An 18,096-nucleotide genomic window follows, 5' to 3' on the forward strand; every position below is an offset into this window, starting at 1 on the left:
ACGATAGCACACTAGTAGAATGGTAAACAATTAAATATGTAAAATATAGTAATAAAATATTTTCTTCATCTTTTTTATATAGAAAACGCCAAACTTCGACAAGAATATCGAAGTCTGACGTTTTTATTATTATCATACATTTACTTTTGTTTGAATCAAGGCTTTTTGTTCTTCGACATTTTTAGTCGGCTTCTTCGACCAGATCGTCGCAAGAATAGGGCCAGAAATATTATGCCAGATCGCGCCCCATACGCTTGGAAGTGCAGCAAGTGGACCGAAGTGAGCAGTAGCAAGCGCTACACCAAGACCCGAGTTTTGCATACCAACTTCGAGTGAAATGGCCCGTCTGTCGTTTTCGTTCAATCCGAGTCCAAGTGCAATCAAGTACCCGAGAAGTAATCCGATACCGTTATGCAAGAACACAGCGATAAATACGATTAAACCTGAGCTTGCGACGTTACCAGCATTTGCGGAAGTAACCGCAGCCACAATGATGAGAATCGCGACAACCGAAATGATCGGTACGACGGATACGCTTTTCGCCACCGCCCCGGGGAAGAATCGTTGGATGAGTAGCCCTAGAACGATTGGAATAATAATCACTTGTACGATCGACTTAAACATCGACAACGCATCTACCGGAAGCCATTGACCTGCTAACAATAATAATAATAGTGGTGTGACAAGTGGTGCCAATAATGTGGAAAGGGACGTCATGGCCACAGATAATGCAAGGTTCCCTTTTGCCAGATAGACCATAACGTTTGAAGCGGTACCGCCTGGAACAGATCCAAGTAATACAAGACCGGCTGCTAGTTCAGGGGGCAGCTTCAATAAATAGGCTAAACCGAAAGCAACCAATGGCATCACAACAAATTGTGCGGCTACTCCAATGATTACGGGTAACGGGTTTGTCAGAATGATTTTGAAGTCCACTGCACGTAACGTCAAGCCCATTCCAAACATGACCACGCCGAGTAAAATCGTGATGTATGCACCGAGTCCGAGGAACGGAGTCGGGAACATGAACGCCATCACAGCGACGATGATTACCCAAAAGGCAAAGTACTTTCCTGCGATAGAACCGATTGCTTCGAGTGCTTTCATCGTTTCGTCACCTCAGAGTCTAGGTGAAATATTTTGTTCGGATTCAGTAGGTGATTCGGATCAAGAGCCCGTTTAATCTTCTGCATGACAAGCAATGCAGGACCATGTTCTTGTTGCTGATATTTCTGTTTGCCTATTCCGACGCCATGCTCTCCTGTGCAAGTTCCACCACGTTCAAGTGCGTAACGAACAATCTTTTCGTTTAATTCGTCGGCTTTGTCTAGTTCTGCCGGATCATTCATATCCATCATCAGCAACACGTGGAAGTTTCCATCGCCTACATGGCCGATAATTCCTCCAGGCATTTCAAGCGACTCAACTATTTCGCGTGCATAATTTACCGCCCCAGCTAGTTCTGAAATGGGTAGGCAGACGTCTGTGACCATTAACTTTTTTCCAGGATTCCCGTGGATATAAGCGTATGCCAGGTTATGACGTGCTTCCCACAATCGATTTCTTTCCGCATGGTCTGTTTCAAATTCAATATGTTCGCAGTGGTGATCCGCCACGATTTCTTTCGTGAACTCGACGTCTTGTTGAAGTCCAGCTTCGTTGCCGTGGAACTCAAGGAATAGTGTCGGTTGTTCTTGATAATTCGTTTCGCTGAAAATATTTACTTGACGCATCGAGGATTCATCGACTAATTCTACACGCGCGATGGGAACGCCTGCTTGCAAGATGGAAACAACGGCTTCTACCGCATCCTTCACGGAAGGGAAAGATGCACGGGCTGCTGTTATAAATTCAGGAATACCATAGACGCGTAACGTTAGCTCGGTGAAGCAACCGAGTGTGCCTTCTGAACCGACGAATAATCCGTTCAAATGAAGACCAGAGGCAGATTTTGCCGCTTTATTTCCTGTATGTATGACTGTTCCGTCAGCCGTGACTACTTCAAGGTCACGTACCTGGTCGCGCATCACGCCGTACTTGACGGAAGTTGTACCGCTAGCATTTGTAGCTGCCATGCCGCCAAGTGTCGCGTCTGCGCCTGGGTCAACAGAGAAGAACAATCCATGCTTCTTCAATTCTTTATTTAATTGAGTACGCGTGACACCTGGTTGTACAGTTACCAGGAAATCTTCTGCACGTACGTCTAGAATAGCGTTCATGTTTGAAAAGTCGATGGTGATTCCACCATTATCCGGAATGACACTACCTTCTAAGCTCGAGCCGAGTCCGAATGGAATGACCGCCACGCTTAGTTCATTCGATACGCGCATGATCTTGCTTACATCTTCCGTGCAAGAAGGGAAGACGACGATATCTGGTAATTTCATTGTATGGTAGGACTCATCCTTGCCGTGTAGTTCTCGCACGGTTTCATTAATAGTTACTTGTTCTTCGGTTAAAACTTCTTGTAAGGACTGGACGATTTTTTCAGTAGTCGCTGTCATAGTTGATCTCCCCTTAATGATGAATTCGTTTCGCTGGAAGTATTTCCACTGGTTAGAATTTTGTAATTATTCTAACGGACATTATACTATTATACTTACTAATCTGAACAATTCAATGATAGTTTACTTATTATTCTTTTTTTATTCAATGTTTCACGGGCATAAAAACTATAACCATGCATGTTCGAAGGCCTATCTGACTAGCTGTAAGCTTTCATATGAATAAAAGAACGCTAAAATAAGTGACTGTTTTGTTTGTATTTTTATTAACACATACAAATGATTAACAGTCTTTGGCTAAGGAGAGTGTGAAATGGATACTATTTTGTTTGTGGAAACCACGAAAAGTGGTTCGAGCAGAGAGGCCATAAAGGCTGCAGAAAGGATAGGCTATGCCACGGTGTTGGTAACCGAGAATATGAAGTATCTCGATCAAAGAGAGGAATTCCCTGAAGTTACGCAAATGATTCATGTTGATAGCATAACGGAAGGGATGATTCGACAACAGATTCATGAATTACAGAAGTCGGGAATGAAGCTGAAAGGTATCTTCAGTTTCGTAGACCCCTTTGTATCGATGACCGCCCATCTAGCGAATGAATTTTGTCATTCGAAAATATCCGCTGATGCCTATCTGAAAATGGAGGATAAAGTGTTAACTAGAACAGCATTAGCTAAAAACGAAGCGACACCTAAGTTTATGATTTATGAGACATCGGAAAATTTGAAGCAGTTCATCAGCAAACAAGAGATATTTCCTCTCATTATCAAGTCGCCGCTTTCAAAGGCGTCAAGAGATGTGTATCTCGTAGAAGATCGAAACGAAATGATGCGTGTCATGAAGGGTATGTTGAAAGCCCATCCTACCCAGCAGGTTGTTGTTGAAGAGTATTTGGATGGACCACAGTATTTGGTTGAACTTGTGGTGGTTGATGGGGAGCTACATTTAGTTGCGGTGATTAAACAAGATATCCAAAAAGACTTGAAGTTCATCATTACCGGTTATGATTTTCAACTAACACTAGAGAAAAGCTTATATGACAAGCTTTTCAAAACAGTGGAATCCATTTGCAAAGATCTCGGAGCGAAAAATGTAGCCTGCCACCTAGAACTACGATATGTCAGGGATACCTGGAAGTTGATTGAATTGAACCCAAGAATTTCAGGCGGAGCCATGAATCGTATGATAGAAGAGGCATATGGAATCAATTTGATGGAAGAGACATTGAAACTATTTATCGGTGAAGAAATGAATTTAAAGAAAAGGCACGAAAATCATATTTATACGCATTATATTACCGTGAATGCTTACGGTACATTATTGAAAGTGACGGGAAAAAACAATGCAATGAAGTATGAAGGTGTGCGTGAAGTCTATGTGAAGCCACGTAAAGGTGCATTCATGACACCACCCAATTCAATGGGGAATCGATATGGTTATGTCATCGCTACCGGTGATACAGCATCAAGTGCGAAACGAAACGCCTTGCATGCAGCGAAGAATATCAAGTTCTATATAGAAACGAATGAGGAGTGAGCGCAGATGATAACAGTGGGGATGTTGCATTCAAAGAAACACCCGAGCAAAGTAAAGAAAGCTTTTGCCTGGGCGGCAGTTGCTAAAATGGAAGGAGTGAATTTTTACTATTTTTCACCACATGATGTTGATTTTACGACGAACACTATTTCAGGCTATGTATATGAACGTGGCGAGTGGATTCAAAAAGACTTGTTATTTCCGGACGTCATCTATAATGCATATGGGATGAAAACTGACGAGGAAATCGACGTCTACAATAGATTAAGTAAGATGATACCTTTCACATCACACTCGGTTGGCAATAAAATGAGTGTTTATAAAAGGATCAGTAAAATACCGGAATTTGAGGATTATTTGATTCCATCGATACGGGTCGATCAACCTGAAGATGTGTTACAGGCTATGACAAAATATACAAAAGTAATTATTAAACCAGTATCCGGAAGTCAGGGTAAGGGGATTTGGTTCATTGAGCAAGATGGCGAGCATTTCCATAAGATAGTCGATACAGAGAAGACAACCACAAATCGAAAACAACTTATTTCCGATCTTCAAGATTTAATCAATGGGCAAGACTATTTGGTCCAGCCGTATATATCTTGCCGTACAAAAGACGGAAATCCATATGATTTTAGACTGCATGTGCAGAAAGACGGGGAGGGGAAATGGGTAGTTTCGATTATTTTCCCGCGGATAGGAACGATGGATCGAGTGACTAGTAATCTTTCGCGTGGTGGCAGTATGGGAATGTTTCGATCGTTTTTAGAAAGAGAATTTGGTGATGAACGGAAGAATATGAGACAGACTTTAGAGAAGTTTGCTGAACGTTTCACTAATGAATTCGAAAGTACTTTCGACGTGAAATTTGATGAACTCGGTATTGATATTGGTGTCGATGAAAATAATAAGCTCTGGATATTCGAAGTGAATTGGAGACCAGGAAATGAGGAGTTTGTATTTGATATAGCAAAGAATCATATTCCTTATGCAGTGTATATTGCCAATCAGAATAAAACGAACTAATGTTTTTCCAATAACTACCAATGAATGCTTGACCGCACCTAACCTATCTCTCAACCCCATCATATATATAGAAGATACGTATATATGAAAGGAAGGTTGAAAAAATGAATAACCCAAGTGTGATGTGTGTGGAGATGATGAAATTATTGGAAGAACAAGCGTTGATGACTAAATTCGGTCATGGATTTCAATTTGTCTGTTCGTTTCCCCTCTACGATACGATCCCCTTTACGCTTCACGACTGCGAGTTACAAAAACCGTTCAGCGCCCATTATAAATGTATAAAGACGCCGTACTTCAGATTGGAAAAACTCGATATAGATACATGCTGTGCAACATTAACCTTACTAGAGCCAGTTGATATGGATGGGAATTCAGTAGACTCTTGCGAAGAACTATACTCCCTTAAGAAGACAAAAAGCTGTATCATAGTTAATATCAATTGTTTTTGTACAATCACACCATTTTCCCCTAAGCTAGTTGATAGAAAACTACCTATCATTGAACCGAAAAAATAAATGAAAACCTATAGGTGATAAAATATGCACAATACTATTAGAAAGCAATTAGTTGAACGAATAGATCCCGGCTATCAGAAGTTCTCATCGGCACTTATTCCGAATGTCGATAATATACTCGGGGTACGTATGCCAGAACTCCGTCAACTCGCAAAGGAGATCGCAAAAGGTGACTGGCGGGCGTATTTACAAACAGCAAATGATGAGTACTTTGAAGAAGTGATGTTACAGGGCCTGGTTATTGGGTATGTAAAAGCGGACTTGGAAGAGCTGTTGACGTACGTAGCGGAATTTGTGCCGAAAATAGATAACTGGTCAGTTTGCGATAGCTTCTGTTCGGGGTTGAAAATGACCAAGAAAAATAAAGAACGTGTTTGGTCTTTCCTCCAATCCTATCTAGTTTCTGAGAAAGAGTATGAACTGCGCTTCGGAATTGTCATGTTGCTCATTTATTATAGTGAGCCCGACTATGTCGATAGAGTCATCGATTTGTTAGATCGTGTGCAACATGAAGGGTATTACGTCAAAATGGCAGTTGCTTGGGCTTTGTCCATTTGCTTCGTGAAGTTGCCTGACAAAACGATGAATTATTTGGCAGGAGAGAATTCATTGGATTTGTTTACGTATAATAAAACGTTACAGAAAATCACAGAGTCGACGCGTGTGGAGCAAGATATGAAGAAATTGATTCGGAGTATGAAAAAGCGTTAACAAAAACCTAGTCTTATGACTAGGTTTTTTTGTTATGTGTATGCATTTTACAATAGAGTGATCTAGCCCACTTTGGCTGTATGTTCAATGTACTATTGTATAAATAGAGATGTATTAAAAATAAGAGAAACCTGACAAATGGTCAGGTTTCTCTTAGCTCGATTACGTTTATTAGTATTTTATTTCACATACATCTGAACGAATCAATTTTCTGCAAATCTAATCCATAATACTCCCAGCGATAATGACGTGGATCCCATCGATAGCCAGCTATAGAAGTTCTGCCAACAAATGTCGGGTAGTACCAGAACCCTTTGTTTCGCGAAGTCCATACATACGTGTAACGATACAAGCAACCTGCTATACCGCCGGGATCAACAGCGCGTAGATGAGCGTCCGGATAGCTCGGTATTTGGTTTGGAGGAGCGGAAGTTGGCGCACTTTGCTGCGGTTGACTTCCTGGCTGTCCATGGTGTTGGTGTCCTTGGTGATGATCGTGGTTTCCATGCTGTTGATGATGTCCGGGATACCCTTGATGGCCAGGCTGTCCGGGATAACCCGAATGCCCTGGATAATTCGGTTGTTGAGGGTAACCGGGATAACTTGGTTGACTTGGATAACCGGGTTGATGTTGCGGTGGATATCCTTGTTGGTGACCCGGATAACCAGGTGGCCATTGCGGATTTTGTTGATTGGGTGGTGGATATCCAGGGGAGTTTCCACCTGGCCACCCTTGCTGTTGTTGGCCGTGTTGCGGGTGACTCTGTTGATGGTGAGCATCATACTGCTGACCTGGATAACCGTCAGGCAGCTGCGGATACCACATGCCTTCATCCTGCTGATTCAAACTATCACTCCTTCATTTTGACTGATTTCAGACACAGCGAAACTGATCAATACGTTGTAAATCAATGCCTATATACTCCCAGCGGAATCTGCGTGGATTCCACTGAAACCCTGCGACGGATTGACGACCGACAAATGTCGGGTAAAACCAAAATCCATTTCGTCGTGAAGTCCATACATACGTAAAGCGATACAAACAACCTGCGATAGCACCTGGATCTACCGCAAACGTCTGAAATTCTGGATAGCTTGGAATTTGATTTGGTGGCGGGGAAGTAGGTGCAGCCGCCTGACCACCTTGGTTTGGTGACCCTGGATTCCCTGGCCGACCTGGTTGCTGTCCAGGGAAATTAGGTTGCTGTGGAAAGCCGGGTGATGAAGGGAAGCCCGGCAAACTCGGAAACCATTGCATACCTGGGAATCCTTGAGATCCTTGCATACCTGGAAACCAAGGAGAAAACGATTGTGCTGTGGAGAAGCCTTGTGGACCAGCACCTTGCCAATATTGATCTGAGTATTGCGGGTACCCCATAAACTCATCTTGTGGATTCAACTAGTACGCCTCCTTTTCTATTCGTTTTATCATATGCAGTCTGTTGGATTTTTGACCTTACTGTCTCTTCGTGCGACAGCTGTGCTAAACTAGAGAAAAAGGAAGTGGAATATAATGAATGAAAATAAACCTCATATTTTAGTAGTGGACGGAATGGCGTTGTTGTTCCGTTCATTTTTTGCGACTGCACATAGCGGGCAGTTTTTCCGCAACGCATTGGATGTACCGACGAATGGCGTCCAAGGGTTCGCGCGGCATACGATGAGTGCCATCTCGATTTTCCAACCGACACATTTAGCGGTGTGCTGGGATATGGGCTCGAAAACATTCCGTAATGAATTATTCGCAGACTATAAAGCGCATCGCCCAGCACCTGCACCGGAATTAATTCCGCAGTTCGATATGGCACGTGAAGTATCGGAAACACTAGGGTGGAAGAGTTATGGAATTAAGAACATGGAAGCGGATGATCTAATTGGTTCGCTAGTGGAAACGTGGAAAGACAAAGCAAAATTAACAGTGGTGTCGGGGGATAAAGATTTACTTCAGCTATTGAAGCCGGATGTGTCGATTGCGCTAACGAAAAAAGGCTTCACGCAGTATGATGAATACACGGAAGCTCGTTTTATAGAAGAGTATGGAATTACGCCGAAGCAATTCATTGATATGAAAGCATTTACTGGAGATTCAAGCGACGGATATCCGGGAGTGAAGGGGATTGGACCGAAGACCGCATTAAAGCTCATACAGGAGTATGGTTCGGTCGATGGCGTGCTTGAAGCGAGAGAAAAACTAACGGCAGGCGTACAGAAGAAGCTAAATGCGGAAGAAGAGATGTTGATGATTTCAAAGGATCTGGCAACCATTCATTGTGAAATCAAACTGGATGATCCTTTAGAAGAATTAATCATTCCTGAATTCACTGCAGAAATGGCCCAAGTAATGGAAGAACTCGGCTATTCCATGATCGCTAAACAAGGACTAGCTGTTTCACCGTTCTAATGGTTCGAACTTAACAAACGTCAAAATCTTTTTATTTGGCTCATAGGGGATGGAGCGTACACGGCTCGCGCTATTTCTGCCACCGTGATCATGAACGAGTACATGCAGATGATTGTCTACATATTCATACCCAACCATCACGACCCAGTGATAATCAAATGAAAAACGACTACGCCATTTGAACTTGAACCATTTATCAAATTTCACAGCAACAGGACGGTCTTCATCGATCTGCTCGATAGCCTGCTGTGCAGTACAAGTTTCCACATTCCATAGTGGGCCGAGCAGTTGGTTCAGCCTACGAACAAAGCGCCAAGTAGGCAAACCGATCTTCGTACTACCCAATGTTTTATACAGCTCATTAATAGAAGGAGTTTGTTCAGCAGGGAAGAAATGACGCAACAACACATACGCTGTAACAGGTCCGCAAGCCGACGGGCGGTAGCGTGGTTCAATGTCGAGGTCATATTGCGATTTGCCTTTCACTTCTATGTATTTGGACATATAGAACTCCTCCTATAGGGGAAATGTTGTTGTTTTGTGGATGTGGCGGCGTGTGGCGCTCATATTTGTTGCTTAAACGCTCAATGACCCCGGCTATGCGCTCAATGTATCTTGTTAAGTGCTCTATCCAGCCAATCATACGCTCTATGTAGTGGGGTAACCGCTCATACTTGCTGCTTAAGCGCTCAATGAACCTCTCTATGCGCTCATTGTATCTTGTTAAGTGAGCTATCAAGCCAGTCTACTGCTTATACAAGCTACTTAACCGCTCGATCCACCCCAATAACCGCTCAATAAAACAAATGCTGAGAACCTATAGGCTCTCAGCATTTTTACATATCATCTTTAGATTTTTACTTCATCCAAAAACGCCATGACTTGTTCAGGTGACTTTGCAAACGCACTATGCAAGTGTGCATGCTTCTCACCATTTTTGAAGACTAGCAAGCTTGGAATACCCATGACTTCATACTTCTCAGCAATTTCAGGAATAACGTCGCGATCCGCATCATACCATGTGTATGTATCGTATTTTTCAACGATAGGATCGATGAACATATCCATCCGCTTACAGTCTGGGCACCAGCCTGCTTCGAATTTCACAAGGACTGGTTTGTCGCTTGCAATGATTTCTTCAAACTCACTTGCCGTTTTAATTTCTTTCACTTGTATCGCCTCCATTCAGTAAATAGTGTACAATGAATAAAGAATGTTTGGTATTAAATTGCTTATTTTAAAAAGTCTGATTAAATATGAAATAAATATTGCGAAATAGTTTCAAATGATTTATACTAACAATTATAGGCAACGCGTATTTTTTTTACGCTATAAATGAATGAGCGTTCATTCAAAGAACATAAGGGGAGGATTGCACGTGACTTATCAAATTAGAAAAGCGGCAGTTTTAGGATCTGGAGTTATGGGTTCTGGTATCGCAGCACACTTGGCGAATATTGGGATTCCTGTACTTTTATTAGATATCGTACCACCGAAATTAGGTGCAGATGACGAGGCAAAAGGATTAACGTATGACGATCCAAAGTTCCGTAATAAGTTTGCGGCTACAGCATTGGAGAAATTACTAAAACAAAAACCGGCACCTCTGACAACGAAGAAAAGTTTATCATTACTTACACCAGGAAACTTCGAGGACCATTTGGATCAATTGAAAGACGTAGATTGGATCATTGAAGTCGTTGTAGAAAACTTAGATATTAAAAAGAGCTTATATGAAAAGATTGAACATGTGCGGAAGCCAGGCACCATCATTTCATCCAATACATCGGGTATCAGTATTGAAGCGATGACAGAAGGACGTTCGGAAGATTTCCAGAAGCACTTCCTTGGAACACACTTCTTTAATCCTCCAAGATACTTGAAATTGCTTGAGATTATTCCTACAGAAACCACATCACCTGAAGTTGTAGAATTCATGACAGTGTTCGGTGAGGATCGTTTAGGTAAGGGAGTCGTAATTGCGAAGGATACGCCAAACTTTATCGGTAACCGAATCGGAACGTATGGTTTACAAGTGACATTGCATGAAATGCTAGAACGCGGTTATACAATCGGAGAAATTGACTCGATTACAGGTACATTAATCGGCCGTCCGACATCCGCAACATTCCGTACATTAGATGTCGTGGGACTAGATACGTATATGCACGTTGCGAAAAACGTCTACGATCAGACAACGGGTGAAGAGAAGAAAACATTTGAACTACCTGATGTCGTCACGAAAATGATCGATAATGGCTGGATCGGCGCGAAAGCAAAACAAGGCTTCTACGTGAAAAAAGGCCGAGACATTATGGAATTGGATATGAAGACATTTGAATATGTTCCTACACAGAAAATGAAAGCGCCTTCAATAGAGATGGCAAAACAGCAAAAAGGACTAGCAAACAAAGTGAAAACGTTACTGTATGCAAAAGATCGTGCAGGTGAGATCTTGTGGAATACATTAACTCCGACGATGCTATACGCTGCACAACTTCACGGTGAAATTGCAGACGATATCGTTTCGATCGACAACGCAATGAAATGGGGCTTCGGCTGGACACAAGGGCCGTTTGAAATTTGGGACGCAATTGGCGTGAAGAAGTCTGTTGATCTGCTGAAAGAAGAAGGCAAGGAAATCCCTGAATTCGTTCAGTCATTGCTTGATAAAGGCTATGAAACTTTCTATAAAGAAGAGAATGGCGATACGTACTACTTCGATGGCACGGACTATCAAGCTGTACAAGTAAATGAGAAAGCCATCAACTTGAAACAGTATAAGAAAAAGCACGGTGTCATTAAGAAGAACTCTGGCGCAAGCTTGATTGACCTTGGTGATGGTGTAGCCTTACTTGAATTCCATTCACAATCGAATGCTATCGGTTTAGACATCATTCAGATGATCAACTTCGCAGTAGATGAAGTGGAGCAGAATTTCAAAGGACTTGTGATCGGGAATCAGGGGAAAAACTTCTGTGTTGGTGCAAACCTTGGCATGATTTTAATGGAAGCACAAGATGATAATATTTTCGAACTCGACTTTGTCATTCGTTCATTCCAAAACGCAATGTTGAAGATCAAATATAGTGGCAAGCCAGTTGTTGCGGCGCCATTCCAGATGACACTAGGTGGCGGAGCAGAAGTTTGTCTTCCAGCTGCACATATTCAGGCATCTATGGAAACGTATATGGGACTAGTTGAAGTAGGGGTAGGCTTGATTCCAGGTGGTGGCGGTAACGTCAACTTGTATCAGAAGCACTTAAAAGGTTTACCAAACGGTGTACCTACTGATTATCAACATATTGCAAATAAAGTATTTGAATCGATTGCGATGGCGAAAACGTCGACATCTGCTGAAGAAGCAAGAGAGAACAACTTCCTCGACTTTGCAGACGGCATTAGTGTCAATCCGGATCATCTGATCTATGATGCGAAGCAAGCTGCTTTGTCATTATATGAAGCTGGCTATGTAGCGCCAAAGAGAGCGAAAGTTCCTGTAACAGGCGATTCAGGCTATGCGACATTATTACTTGCAGCAGAAGGAATGTTCAGTTCTGGATTCATTAGCGAACATGATTTGAAGATTGCGAAGAAACTCGCATACGTACTGTCAGGCGGGAAGATCCCGTATGGTACACGTGTTGATGAGCAGTACTTACTGGATTTAGAACGCGAAGCATTTTTGAGTTTAGTGGCAGAACCGAAATCACAGCAGCGTATGCAGCATATGCTGGTCAAGGGTAAGCCGTTACGTAACTGATGAGAGATAGCTAAAGGAGGAAACAGAATGCGCGAAGCAGTAATTGTAGCCGGTGCTCGAACACCGATTGGAAAAGCAGGAAAAGGTTCTTTGGCAACTGTACGTCCGGATGATTTAGGGGCGTTGACTATAAAGGAAACATTGAAGCGTGCAGGAAATTATGATGGACCAATCGATGATTTAATCATCGGTTGTGCCATGCCAGAAGCGGAGCAAGGCATGAACGTAGCGCGTAATATTGGCGCGTTGGCAGGATTGCCAGATACCACACCGGCTGTAACGGTCAACCGTTTTTGTTCATCCGGTTTGCAGTCGATTGCTTATGCGGCAGAACGCATCATGCTAGGTCACTCGGAAGCAGTTCTAGCGGGTGGCGTTGAATCGATGAGTATGGTCCCGATGATGGGAAATACAATTCGTCCGAACTTTAAACTGGCGGAAGAAGCACCTGAATACTACATGGGAATGGGACATACAGCGGAGCAAGTGGCGCAAAAGTATGGCATCTCTCGTGAAGATCAGGACGCGTTCGCGGTTGAATCTCATAAACGTACGCAAGCGGCAATCAAAGAAAACAAATTTGTCGATGAGATTGTACCAGTTGAAGTAACGAAGCGTTTTGTCGATGCAGATGGCAAGTATCAGGAAAAAACGGTTTTATTCGAAATGGATGAAGGCGTACGACCAGGTACGACGACTGAGATTCTGGGGAAATTACGTCCGGCCTTCTCAGCGACAGGTTCTGTCACAGCTGGAAACGCGTCACAAACATCTGACGGTGCAGGAATGGTTTTATTAATGGATCGAGAAGTTGCTGAAGGGCGCGGCTTGAAGCCAATGGCAAAATTCCTTTCATTCGCAGTAGGCGGCGTTCCACCAGAAGTGATGGGGATTGGACCGATTGTAGCTGTTCCAAAAGCTTTGAAACTAGCAGGTCTATCTATTGAAGACATCGATCTGTTCGAGCTCAATGAAGCATTCGCATCTCAGTCACTCGCAGTGATTCGCGAACTTGGACTGGATACGGATAAAGTGAACGTCAATGGTGGAGCGATTTCATCAGGTCATCCACTAGGCGCGACAGGAACTATTTTAACTTTGAAATTAATTAATGAATTGAAACGCCAAGGCAAAAAGTACGGTGTCGTCACGATGTGTATCGGTGGCGGAATGGGAGCAGCTGGAGTGTTCGAAGTTCTATAAAAATAAAACAGACAAACAATAGGGGGAAATTAAATGACTAAAGCTATGGAGGGAACAACTATGACTGAATTCGTAAAAGGTGGGGCATTTTTAACTGAGGATATGGACGCTAATCGCGTTTTCACACCAGAGGATTTCACAGATGAGCAAAAGATGATTGCTAAAACAACGGAAGAGTATGTTAAAAATGACGTAACACCGTTAATTGAAAAGCTAGAGAACCATGAATTTGAGAACTCTGTAACATTGCTGAAGAAAGCTGGAGATCTAGGTCTTCTAGCAGCAGACATTCCAGAAGAGTATGAAGGACTTGCACTAGATAAGATTTCATCTGCATTGATTGCGGAGAAATTATCAGTAGCAGGCGGCTTCTCAATCACTCACGGAGCGCACGTAGGAATCGGTACATTGCCGATTGTATTATTCGGTAACCATGAGCAGAAAATGAAGTACTTGCCAAACTCCGCAAGTGGAGCGAAAATTTCCGCTTATGCATTGACAGAGCCAAGCTCAGGATCAGACGCATTAGGCGCGAAGACAACTGCTAAATTAAACGCTGCAGGTACACACTATGTACTGAACGGTGAAAAACAGTGGATCACGAACTCTGCATTTGCTGATGTCTTCGTAGTCTACGCAAAAGTAGATGGCGACAAATTCACAGCATTTATCGTTGAAAAAGAGTATCCGGGCGTTTCAGTAGGACCGGAAGAGAAGAAAATGGGTATCAAATCATCTTCTACACGTACGTTGATTCTAGAAGACGCAGAAGTACCTGTTGAAAACTTATTAGGTGAAATTGGTCGCGGACACGTGATCGCGTTCAACATTCTAAACATCGGTCGTTACAAGCTTGGAGTAGGTACAATCGGCGGATCGAAGCGTGCACTTGAATTAGCTATCAAATATGCGAATCAGCGTAAGCAGTTCGACACACCGATTTCTTCATTCAACTTAACAAAAGAAAAGTTCGGTACGATGGCTTCTATGTTGTACGCAACAGAAAGCTTGATCTATCGTACAGTAGGATACTTCGAAGAGCGTAACGCGGCGATGAGCCCTGAAGAGCAAAAAGACGGCGCAAAAGTGGCGGCTTCCATTGCTGAATACGCAATTGAATGTTCTATCAATAAAGTAGTAGGTTCAGAAGTGTTGGATTACATCTCTGACGAAGCGGTTCAAATTCACGGTGGTTATGGCTTCATGGCTGAGTACGAAGTAGAGCGTATCTATCGTGACTCACGTATTAACCGTATCTTCGAAGGAACGAATGAAATCAACCGTATGATCGTTCCAGGCACATTCTTGAAGAAAGCAATGAAAGGCGAATTACCATTGCTTCAACAAGCACAAGCATTACAAGAAGAGTTGTTAATGCTTATGCCGGAAGAAGTGGGCGACGAAGCATTGGCTCAAGAGAAGGCGCTTGTGAAGAACGCGAAGAAGATCGGTATCTTGGTTGCAGGACTTGCAGCACAGCGTTATGGCACGAAGTTGGATCAGGAGCAAGAAATTCTTGTGAACATCGCAGATATTGCGAATGATCTATTCGGTATGGAGTCTGCATTGCTTCGTACGGAGAAGGCGATCAACAAGAATGGTGAAGAGAAAGAGAACCAAAAGCTTCTTTATACACAGATCTTCTGTCAAGAAGCGTTCGGACGTATCGAAGCGGCAGCAAAAGAAACATTGCTTGCAGCGGTCGACGGCGACAACCAGCGCATGATGATTTCGGCGTTGCGTAAGTTGACTCGTAACAATCCGTATAACTTGATTGCGAAGAAGCGTGAAGCGTCAGTGAAGCTGATCGAAGCAGAGAAGTATATCGTTTAATCATAGCTTAGACAAAACGCCTCCAATGTGGGGCGTTTTTTGTTGTTTCTGGAATTGTTTAAGTTCAAAAGCGAGTGTTTGGGAGTAGTGAGTGAATTTGTGAGTGGTTCGGGATGGAAGCTCCAGTTGGGGGACGCTTTCCCATGGGCCCGCGGTGAGCCAACCAAGTCGCTGTGCTCCTTTTTGGTTGTCTCACCTGATCGGGCTGATCCTGCGGGAAGAGCCGTTACGAAGAACGGCTTTTGCGAGTAAAAGCGAAGCGTTAGGAGCACATCTTTGCACTTCGCCCCCAACTTCCGCTTCCCTCCTACGTTGATATTGCTAGGACTTAGATCACTCATTGTAGGTAGTGTGTGAATTATTGTTTTGTTTTAACTTATTTAAGTACAATTACTGAAGTTCAAAATCTATTACAACACTTACTTTAATGCACAACAAAAAGTTTCATCCATTCACATTGCAAGGAATTGGCGTGTAGGAGGGGGCGACTCCCAGAGGATCAGGTCGACAGGAGAGACAACCAAGGGAGCGAAGCGACTGGTTGGCTCGCCGCGGCCCCTCTAGGAAAGCGTCCCCCTCCGTAGCGCCAATTCCCAACCCTAGCCCCATGTCAGCCTATTCTTCTTTCGCTTAGCTAGTACCCCCACACCTTTATTTGCTATACTGAAAAAAAGGAGGATTACGACTATGACTATCACATACTACGGCTATCCGAAATGTACCACATGCCGCAAAGCGAAGAAATGGCTCGAGAACGAGGGGATTTCATTCGAAGAACACAACATCGCCGAACAACCACCGAGCGAAGACGACCTTCGTAGCATGATCGCAAACTCCGGGCTCGAAATGAAGAAGTTCTTCAACACAAGCGGCATGAAATATCGCGAGCTCAATTTGAAAGACAAACTACCTACCCTGACAGACGACGAAAAGATCGCGCTCCTCGCTTCAGATGGGATGCTCATTAAACGCCCAATCGTTTCTGACAACCAAAAAGTAACCGTCGGATTTAATGAAACAACCTTCACAGAAACGTGGAAGAAGTGATCTAGAATCTTGTCTTTATGCGGGAACTATGGCAAACTAAAGGTAGATTAACTATTATATTTTTGGAGGTAACGACATGAGCACACCAAAAGATTTACGTTATTCAGAAGAGCACGAATGGGTTAAAGAAGAAGACGGTAAATACCGTATTGGAATCACACATTTCGCACAGTCTGAACTAGGGGATATCGTATTCGTTGAGCTTCCACAAGTTGGAGATCAATTAAAATCAGACGAGCCTTTCGGAAGTGTTGAATCAGTGAAAACTGTTTCTGAGTTGTATGCTCCACTAACTGGTAAAGTTGTAGAAGTGAACGAAAACCTTGAAGACAGCCCTGAATTGGTTAACGAATCTCCATACGAAGGTGCATGGATGGTAGTAGTTGAAATCGATAACAAAGCTGAATTAGATGAGTTAATGACGGCTGAGCAGTACGAAGAAATGACAGCTGAATAATATTCTAAAAGAAAAGCGCTGGAACGTCCCAGTGCTTTTTTTACACGCTAGGAGGAAACAGGATGGACCCGAAAGTTCTCATTGTAGAAGGCGGTTCGGATCGTAAGCGGCTAGTGCCGATCCTTGCCGAGCCTGTAGAGATTCTTTGTACGAATGGCACCATCAGCGCGTACCATATTGAGGAACTGCTTGAACCGTATGAGCAGCAGGACCTGTTTGTTTTTATGGATGCGGACGCGTCAGGTGAGTCCATTCGTAAGCTGTTCAAACAACTGTATCCAGAAGCGAGACATTTATATACCGATCGTCTCTACCGCGAAGTAGAAACGACACCCATTAAACTATTGGCTAGCATTTTAGCTGCCGCCAATTTTAAAGTACATTCCAAATACTTGGCAGGTGGACCACATGAATAATTGGACAATTGAAGACTGGCAACGCGCACAGGCGGCAGAGCAAGTAGCCGCTTTTTATTTATATACACCGATGTGTGGAACGTGTGCAGTCGCTTCAAAAATGCTTACGGTGATCGAGGCAATGCGCCCGAAACTACCGATTGGAAAGGCGGACTTAAATTACGTCCAAGACATCGCAATAGAATATGAGGTGGAAAGCGTTCCTTGTTTACTCATTCAACGCAAAGGACAACCATTAGAAAAAATTTACGCCTTTCAATCCGTCCCGTATCTGCTAGAGAAGCTCAGTTGACAAAAGAAATCAAAGTATGGTATAAGTAGTTAATCAATTGAATACGTAACTCTTATAAAGAGCGGTGGAGGGAAGTGCCCTATGAAGCCCGGCAACCGTCACATATGTGAAATGGTGCCAATTCACTCAAAGCCTAACGCTTTGATAGATGAGAGAAATGGTAACGTACATAACTATATACGTTCGGCCTTTCTGCTTGTCTGCAGGAAGGCTTTTTTTATTAACAAAAGCGGAAAGCGCCATGTAGGCTCGACAGGCGTTGGAGGACTTTCCACAAAGGCGCACTTTGCCTTTTTGTAAAGTCTGAAACGACCCGAGAGCCTGGCGCTTGCAGCTGGATGAAACAAAAGCGGAAGATGCCGTTTAGCTCCGACAGGCGTTGGAGAGC

At 43.3% G+C, this 18,096-nt stretch carries 18 protein-coding genes and 1 riboswitch; of the genes, 12 read left to right on the forward strand and 6 right to left on the reverse strand.

What is annotated here, in order from left to right; genetic code table 11:
- Positions 1-132: 132 nt before the first annotated feature.
- Both CSV68_RS09025 and CSV68_RS09030 read right to left on the reverse strand, forming a co-directional pair.
- On the reverse strand, positions 133-1,107 hold the full coding sequence (locus tag CSV68_RS09025) for a bile acid:sodium symporter family protein (RefSeq protein WP_099661967.1): 975 nt from the start codon (positions 1,105-1,107) through the stop codon (positions 133-135).
- Positions 1,104-2,504 (reverse strand): FAD-binding oxidoreductase, encoded by a 1,401-nt coding sequence (locus CSV68_RS09030; RefSeq protein WP_099661968.1) that lies wholly within the window; start codon positions 2,502-2,504, stop codon positions 1,104-1,106. The genes CSV68_RS09025 and CSV68_RS09030 overlap by 4 nt, the downstream gene beginning before the upstream one ends.
- Before the next feature lie 313 nt (positions 2,505-2,817).
- Here CSV68_RS09030 and CSV68_RS09035 point away from each other — a divergent pair, with 313 nt between their 5' ends.
- The 4 genes from CSV68_RS09035 (at position 2,818) to CSV68_RS09050 (ending at position 6,296) form a co-directional block, all read left to right on the forward strand.
- Positions 2,818-4,041, forward strand: coding sequence for an ATP-grasp domain-containing protein (locus CSV68_RS09035; RefSeq protein WP_099661969.1), 1,224 nt, complete (start codon positions 2,818-2,820; stop codon positions 4,039-4,041).
- A gap of 6 nt (positions 4,042-4,047) precedes the next feature.
- The gene (locus CSV68_RS09040) at positions 4,048-5,067 is read left to right on the forward strand and encodes a YheC/YheD family endospore coat-associated protein (RefSeq protein WP_099661970.1); all 1,020 of its coding nucleotides are present in this window, start codon (positions 4,048-4,050) and stop codon (positions 5,065-5,067) included.
- A gap of 164 nt (positions 5,068-5,231) precedes the next feature.
- Complete coding sequence (locus CSV68_RS17625) at positions 5,232-5,585, forward strand: CotY/CotZ family spore coat protein (RefSeq protein WP_368665179.1); 354 nt, start codon at positions 5,232-5,234, stop codon at positions 5,583-5,585.
- A 24-nt stretch (positions 5,586-5,609) separates the two neighbouring features.
- Complete coding sequence (locus CSV68_RS09050; protein WP_099661971.1) at positions 5,610-6,296, forward strand: DNA alkylation repair protein; 687 nt, start codon at positions 5,610-5,612, stop codon at positions 6,294-6,296.
- Positions 6,297-6,656: 360 nt separating this feature from the next.
- Here CSV68_RS09050 and CSV68_RS09055 read toward each other — a convergent pair whose 3' ends face one another.
- Positions 6,657-7,130, reverse strand: a complete 474-nt coding sequence (locus CSV68_RS09055) for a hypothetical protein (protein WP_158233507.1) — start codon at positions 7,128-7,130, stop codon at positions 6,657-6,659.
- 40 nt (positions 7,131-7,170) lie between these two features.
- Positions 7,171-7,695, reverse strand: coding sequence for a hypothetical protein (locus CSV68_RS09060; RefSeq protein WP_233190447.1), 525 nt, complete (start codon positions 7,693-7,695; stop codon positions 7,171-7,173).
- Positions 7,696-7,809: 114 nt separating this feature from the next.
- On the opposite strand from CSV68_RS09060, the gene CSV68_RS09065 reads away from it, so the two are divergent.
- Positions 7,810-8,697 carry a 5'-3' exonuclease gene (locus CSV68_RS09065; protein WP_099634541.1) on the forward strand — a complete coding sequence of 296 codons (888 nt, stop codon included), beginning with the start codon at positions 7,810-7,812 and terminating at the stop codon, positions 8,695-8,697.
- Here the strand turns inward: CSV68_RS09065 and CSV68_RS09070 are convergent.
- Both CSV68_RS09070 and CSV68_RS09075 read right to left on the reverse strand, forming a co-directional pair.
- Positions 8,686-9,201, reverse strand: a complete 516-nt coding sequence (locus CSV68_RS09070) for a C39 family peptidase (RefSeq protein ID WP_099634540.1) — start codon at positions 9,199-9,201, stop codon at positions 8,686-8,688. The genes CSV68_RS09065 and CSV68_RS09070 overlap by 12 nt on opposite strands.
- Positions 9,202-9,546: 345 nt before the next feature.
- The gene (locus CSV68_RS09075; protein ID WP_085426827.1) at positions 9,547-9,867 is read right to left on the reverse strand and encodes a thioredoxin family protein; all 321 of its coding nucleotides are present in this window, start codon (positions 9,865-9,867) and stop codon (positions 9,547-9,549) included.
- A 208-nt stretch (positions 9,868-10,075) separates the two neighbouring features.
- On the opposite strand from CSV68_RS09075, the gene CSV68_RS09080 reads away from it, so the two are divergent.
- The 7 genes from CSV68_RS09080 to CSV68_RS09115 all read left to right on the forward strand — a co-directional run bounded on the left by CSV68_RS09080 (position 10,076) and on the right by CSV68_RS09115 (position 17,708).
- The gene (locus tag CSV68_RS09080) at positions 10,076-12,460 is read left to right on the forward strand and encodes a 3-hydroxyacyl-CoA dehydrogenase/enoyl-CoA hydratase family protein (protein WP_099661972.1); all 2,385 of its coding nucleotides are present in this window, start codon (positions 10,076-10,078) and stop codon (positions 12,458-12,460) included.
- A 27-nt stretch (positions 12,461-12,487) separates the two neighbouring features.
- Positions 12,488-13,663 (forward strand): acetyl-CoA C-acetyltransferase, encoded by a 1,176-nt coding sequence (locus CSV68_RS09085; RefSeq protein WP_099634537.1) that lies wholly within the window; start codon positions 12,488-12,490, stop codon positions 13,661-13,663.
- A 33-nt stretch (positions 13,664-13,696) separates the two neighbouring features.
- On the forward strand, positions 13,697-15,496 hold the full coding sequence (locus tag CSV68_RS09090) for an acyl-CoA dehydrogenase family protein (protein ID WP_369823520.1): 1,800 nt from the start codon (positions 13,697-13,699) through the stop codon (positions 15,494-15,496).
- 687 nt (positions 15,497-16,183) lie between these two features.
- Positions 16,184-16,543, forward strand: a complete 360-nt coding sequence (locus CSV68_RS09100) for an arsenate reductase family protein (RefSeq protein WP_099634534.1) — start codon at positions 16,184-16,186, stop codon at positions 16,541-16,543.
- A gap of 76 nt (positions 16,544-16,619) precedes the next feature.
- On the forward strand, positions 16,620-17,000 hold the full coding sequence (gene gcvH, locus CSV68_RS09105; protein ID WP_029054457.1) for a glycine cleavage system protein GcvH: 381 nt from the start codon (positions 16,620-16,622) through the stop codon (positions 16,998-17,000).
- A 62-nt stretch (positions 17,001-17,062) separates the two neighbouring features.
- The gene (locus CSV68_RS09110) at positions 17,063-17,416 is read left to right on the forward strand and encodes a toprim domain-containing protein (protein WP_099634533.1); all 354 of its coding nucleotides are present in this window, start codon (positions 17,063-17,065) and stop codon (positions 17,414-17,416) included.
- Positions 17,409-17,708, forward strand: a complete 300-nt coding sequence (locus CSV68_RS09115) for a thioredoxin family protein (protein ID WP_099634532.1) — start codon at positions 17,409-17,411, stop codon at positions 17,706-17,708. Before CSV68_RS09110 ends, CSV68_RS09115 begins: the two co-directional genes overlap by 8 nt.
- Before the next feature lie 49 nt (positions 17,709-17,757).
- Positions 17,758-17,863, forward strand: a riboswitch (SAM riboswitch).
- Positions 17,864-18,096 lie beyond the last annotated feature (233 nt).

Origin of the sequence: Sporosarcina sp. P29 (assembly GCF_002743265.1) — a bacterium.
In the GTDB taxonomy this organism is placed as follows: domain Bacteria; phylum Bacillota; class Bacilli; order Bacillales_A; family Planococcaceae; genus Sporosarcina.

Excerpts from the sequence above, each read along its gene's own strand:
- CSV68_RS09025 (WP_099661967.1), bottom strand. The coding sequence starts at position 1,107 with ATGAAAGCACTCGAAGCAATCGGTTCTATCGCAGGAAAGTACTTTGCC.
- CSV68_RS09030 (WP_099661968.1), bottom strand. The coding sequence starts at position 2,504 with ATGACAGCGACTACTGAAAAAATCGTCCAGTCCTTACAAGAAGTTTTA.
- CSV68_RS09035 (WP_099661969.1), top strand. The coding sequence starts at position 2,818 with ATGGATACTATTTTGTTTGTGGAAACCACGAAAAGTGGTTCGAGCAGA.
- CSV68_RS09040 (WP_099661970.1), top strand. The coding sequence starts at position 4,048 with ATGATAACAGTGGGGATGTTGCATTCAAAGAAACACCCGAGCAAAGTA.
- CSV68_RS17625 (WP_368665179.1), top strand. The coding sequence starts at position 5,232 with ATGACTAAATTCGGTCATGGATTTCAATTTGTCTGTTCGTTTCCCCTC.
- CSV68_RS09050 (WP_099661971.1), top strand. The coding sequence starts at position 5,610 with ATGCACAATACTATTAGAAAGCAATTAGTTGAACGAATAGATCCCGGC.
- CSV68_RS09055 (WP_158233507.1), bottom strand. The coding sequence starts at position 7,130 with ATGAAGGCATGTGGTATCCGCAGCTGCCTGACGGTTATCCAGGTCAGC.
- CSV68_RS09065 (WP_099634541.1), top strand. The coding sequence starts at position 7,810 with ATGAATGAAAATAAACCTCATATTTTAGTAGTGGACGGAATGGCGTTG.
- CSV68_RS09070 (WP_099634540.1), bottom strand. The coding sequence starts at position 9,201 with ATGTCCAAATACATAGAAGTGAAAGGCAAATCGCAATATGACCTCGAC.
- CSV68_RS09085 (WP_099634537.1), top strand. The coding sequence starts at position 12,488 with ATGCGCGAAGCAGTAATTGTAGCCGGTGCTCGAACACCGATTGGAAAA.
- CSV68_RS09090 (WP_369823520.1), top strand. The coding sequence starts at position 13,697 with ATGACTAAAGCTATGGAGGGAACAACTATGACTGAATTCGTAAAAGGT.
- CSV68_RS09100 (WP_099634534.1), top strand. The coding sequence starts at position 16,184 with ATGACTATCACATACTACGGCTATCCGAAATGTACCACATGCCGCAAA.
- gcvH (WP_029054457.1), top strand. The coding sequence starts at position 16,620 with ATGAGCACACCAAAAGATTTACGTTATTCAGAAGAGCACGAATGGGTT.
- CSV68_RS09110 (WP_099634533.1), top strand. The coding sequence starts at position 17,063 with ATGGACCCGAAAGTTCTCATTGTAGAAGGCGGTTCGGATCGTAAGCGG.
- CSV68_RS09115 (WP_099634532.1), top strand. The coding sequence starts at position 17,409 with ATGAATAATTGGACAATTGAAGACTGGCAACGCGCACAGGCGGCAGAG.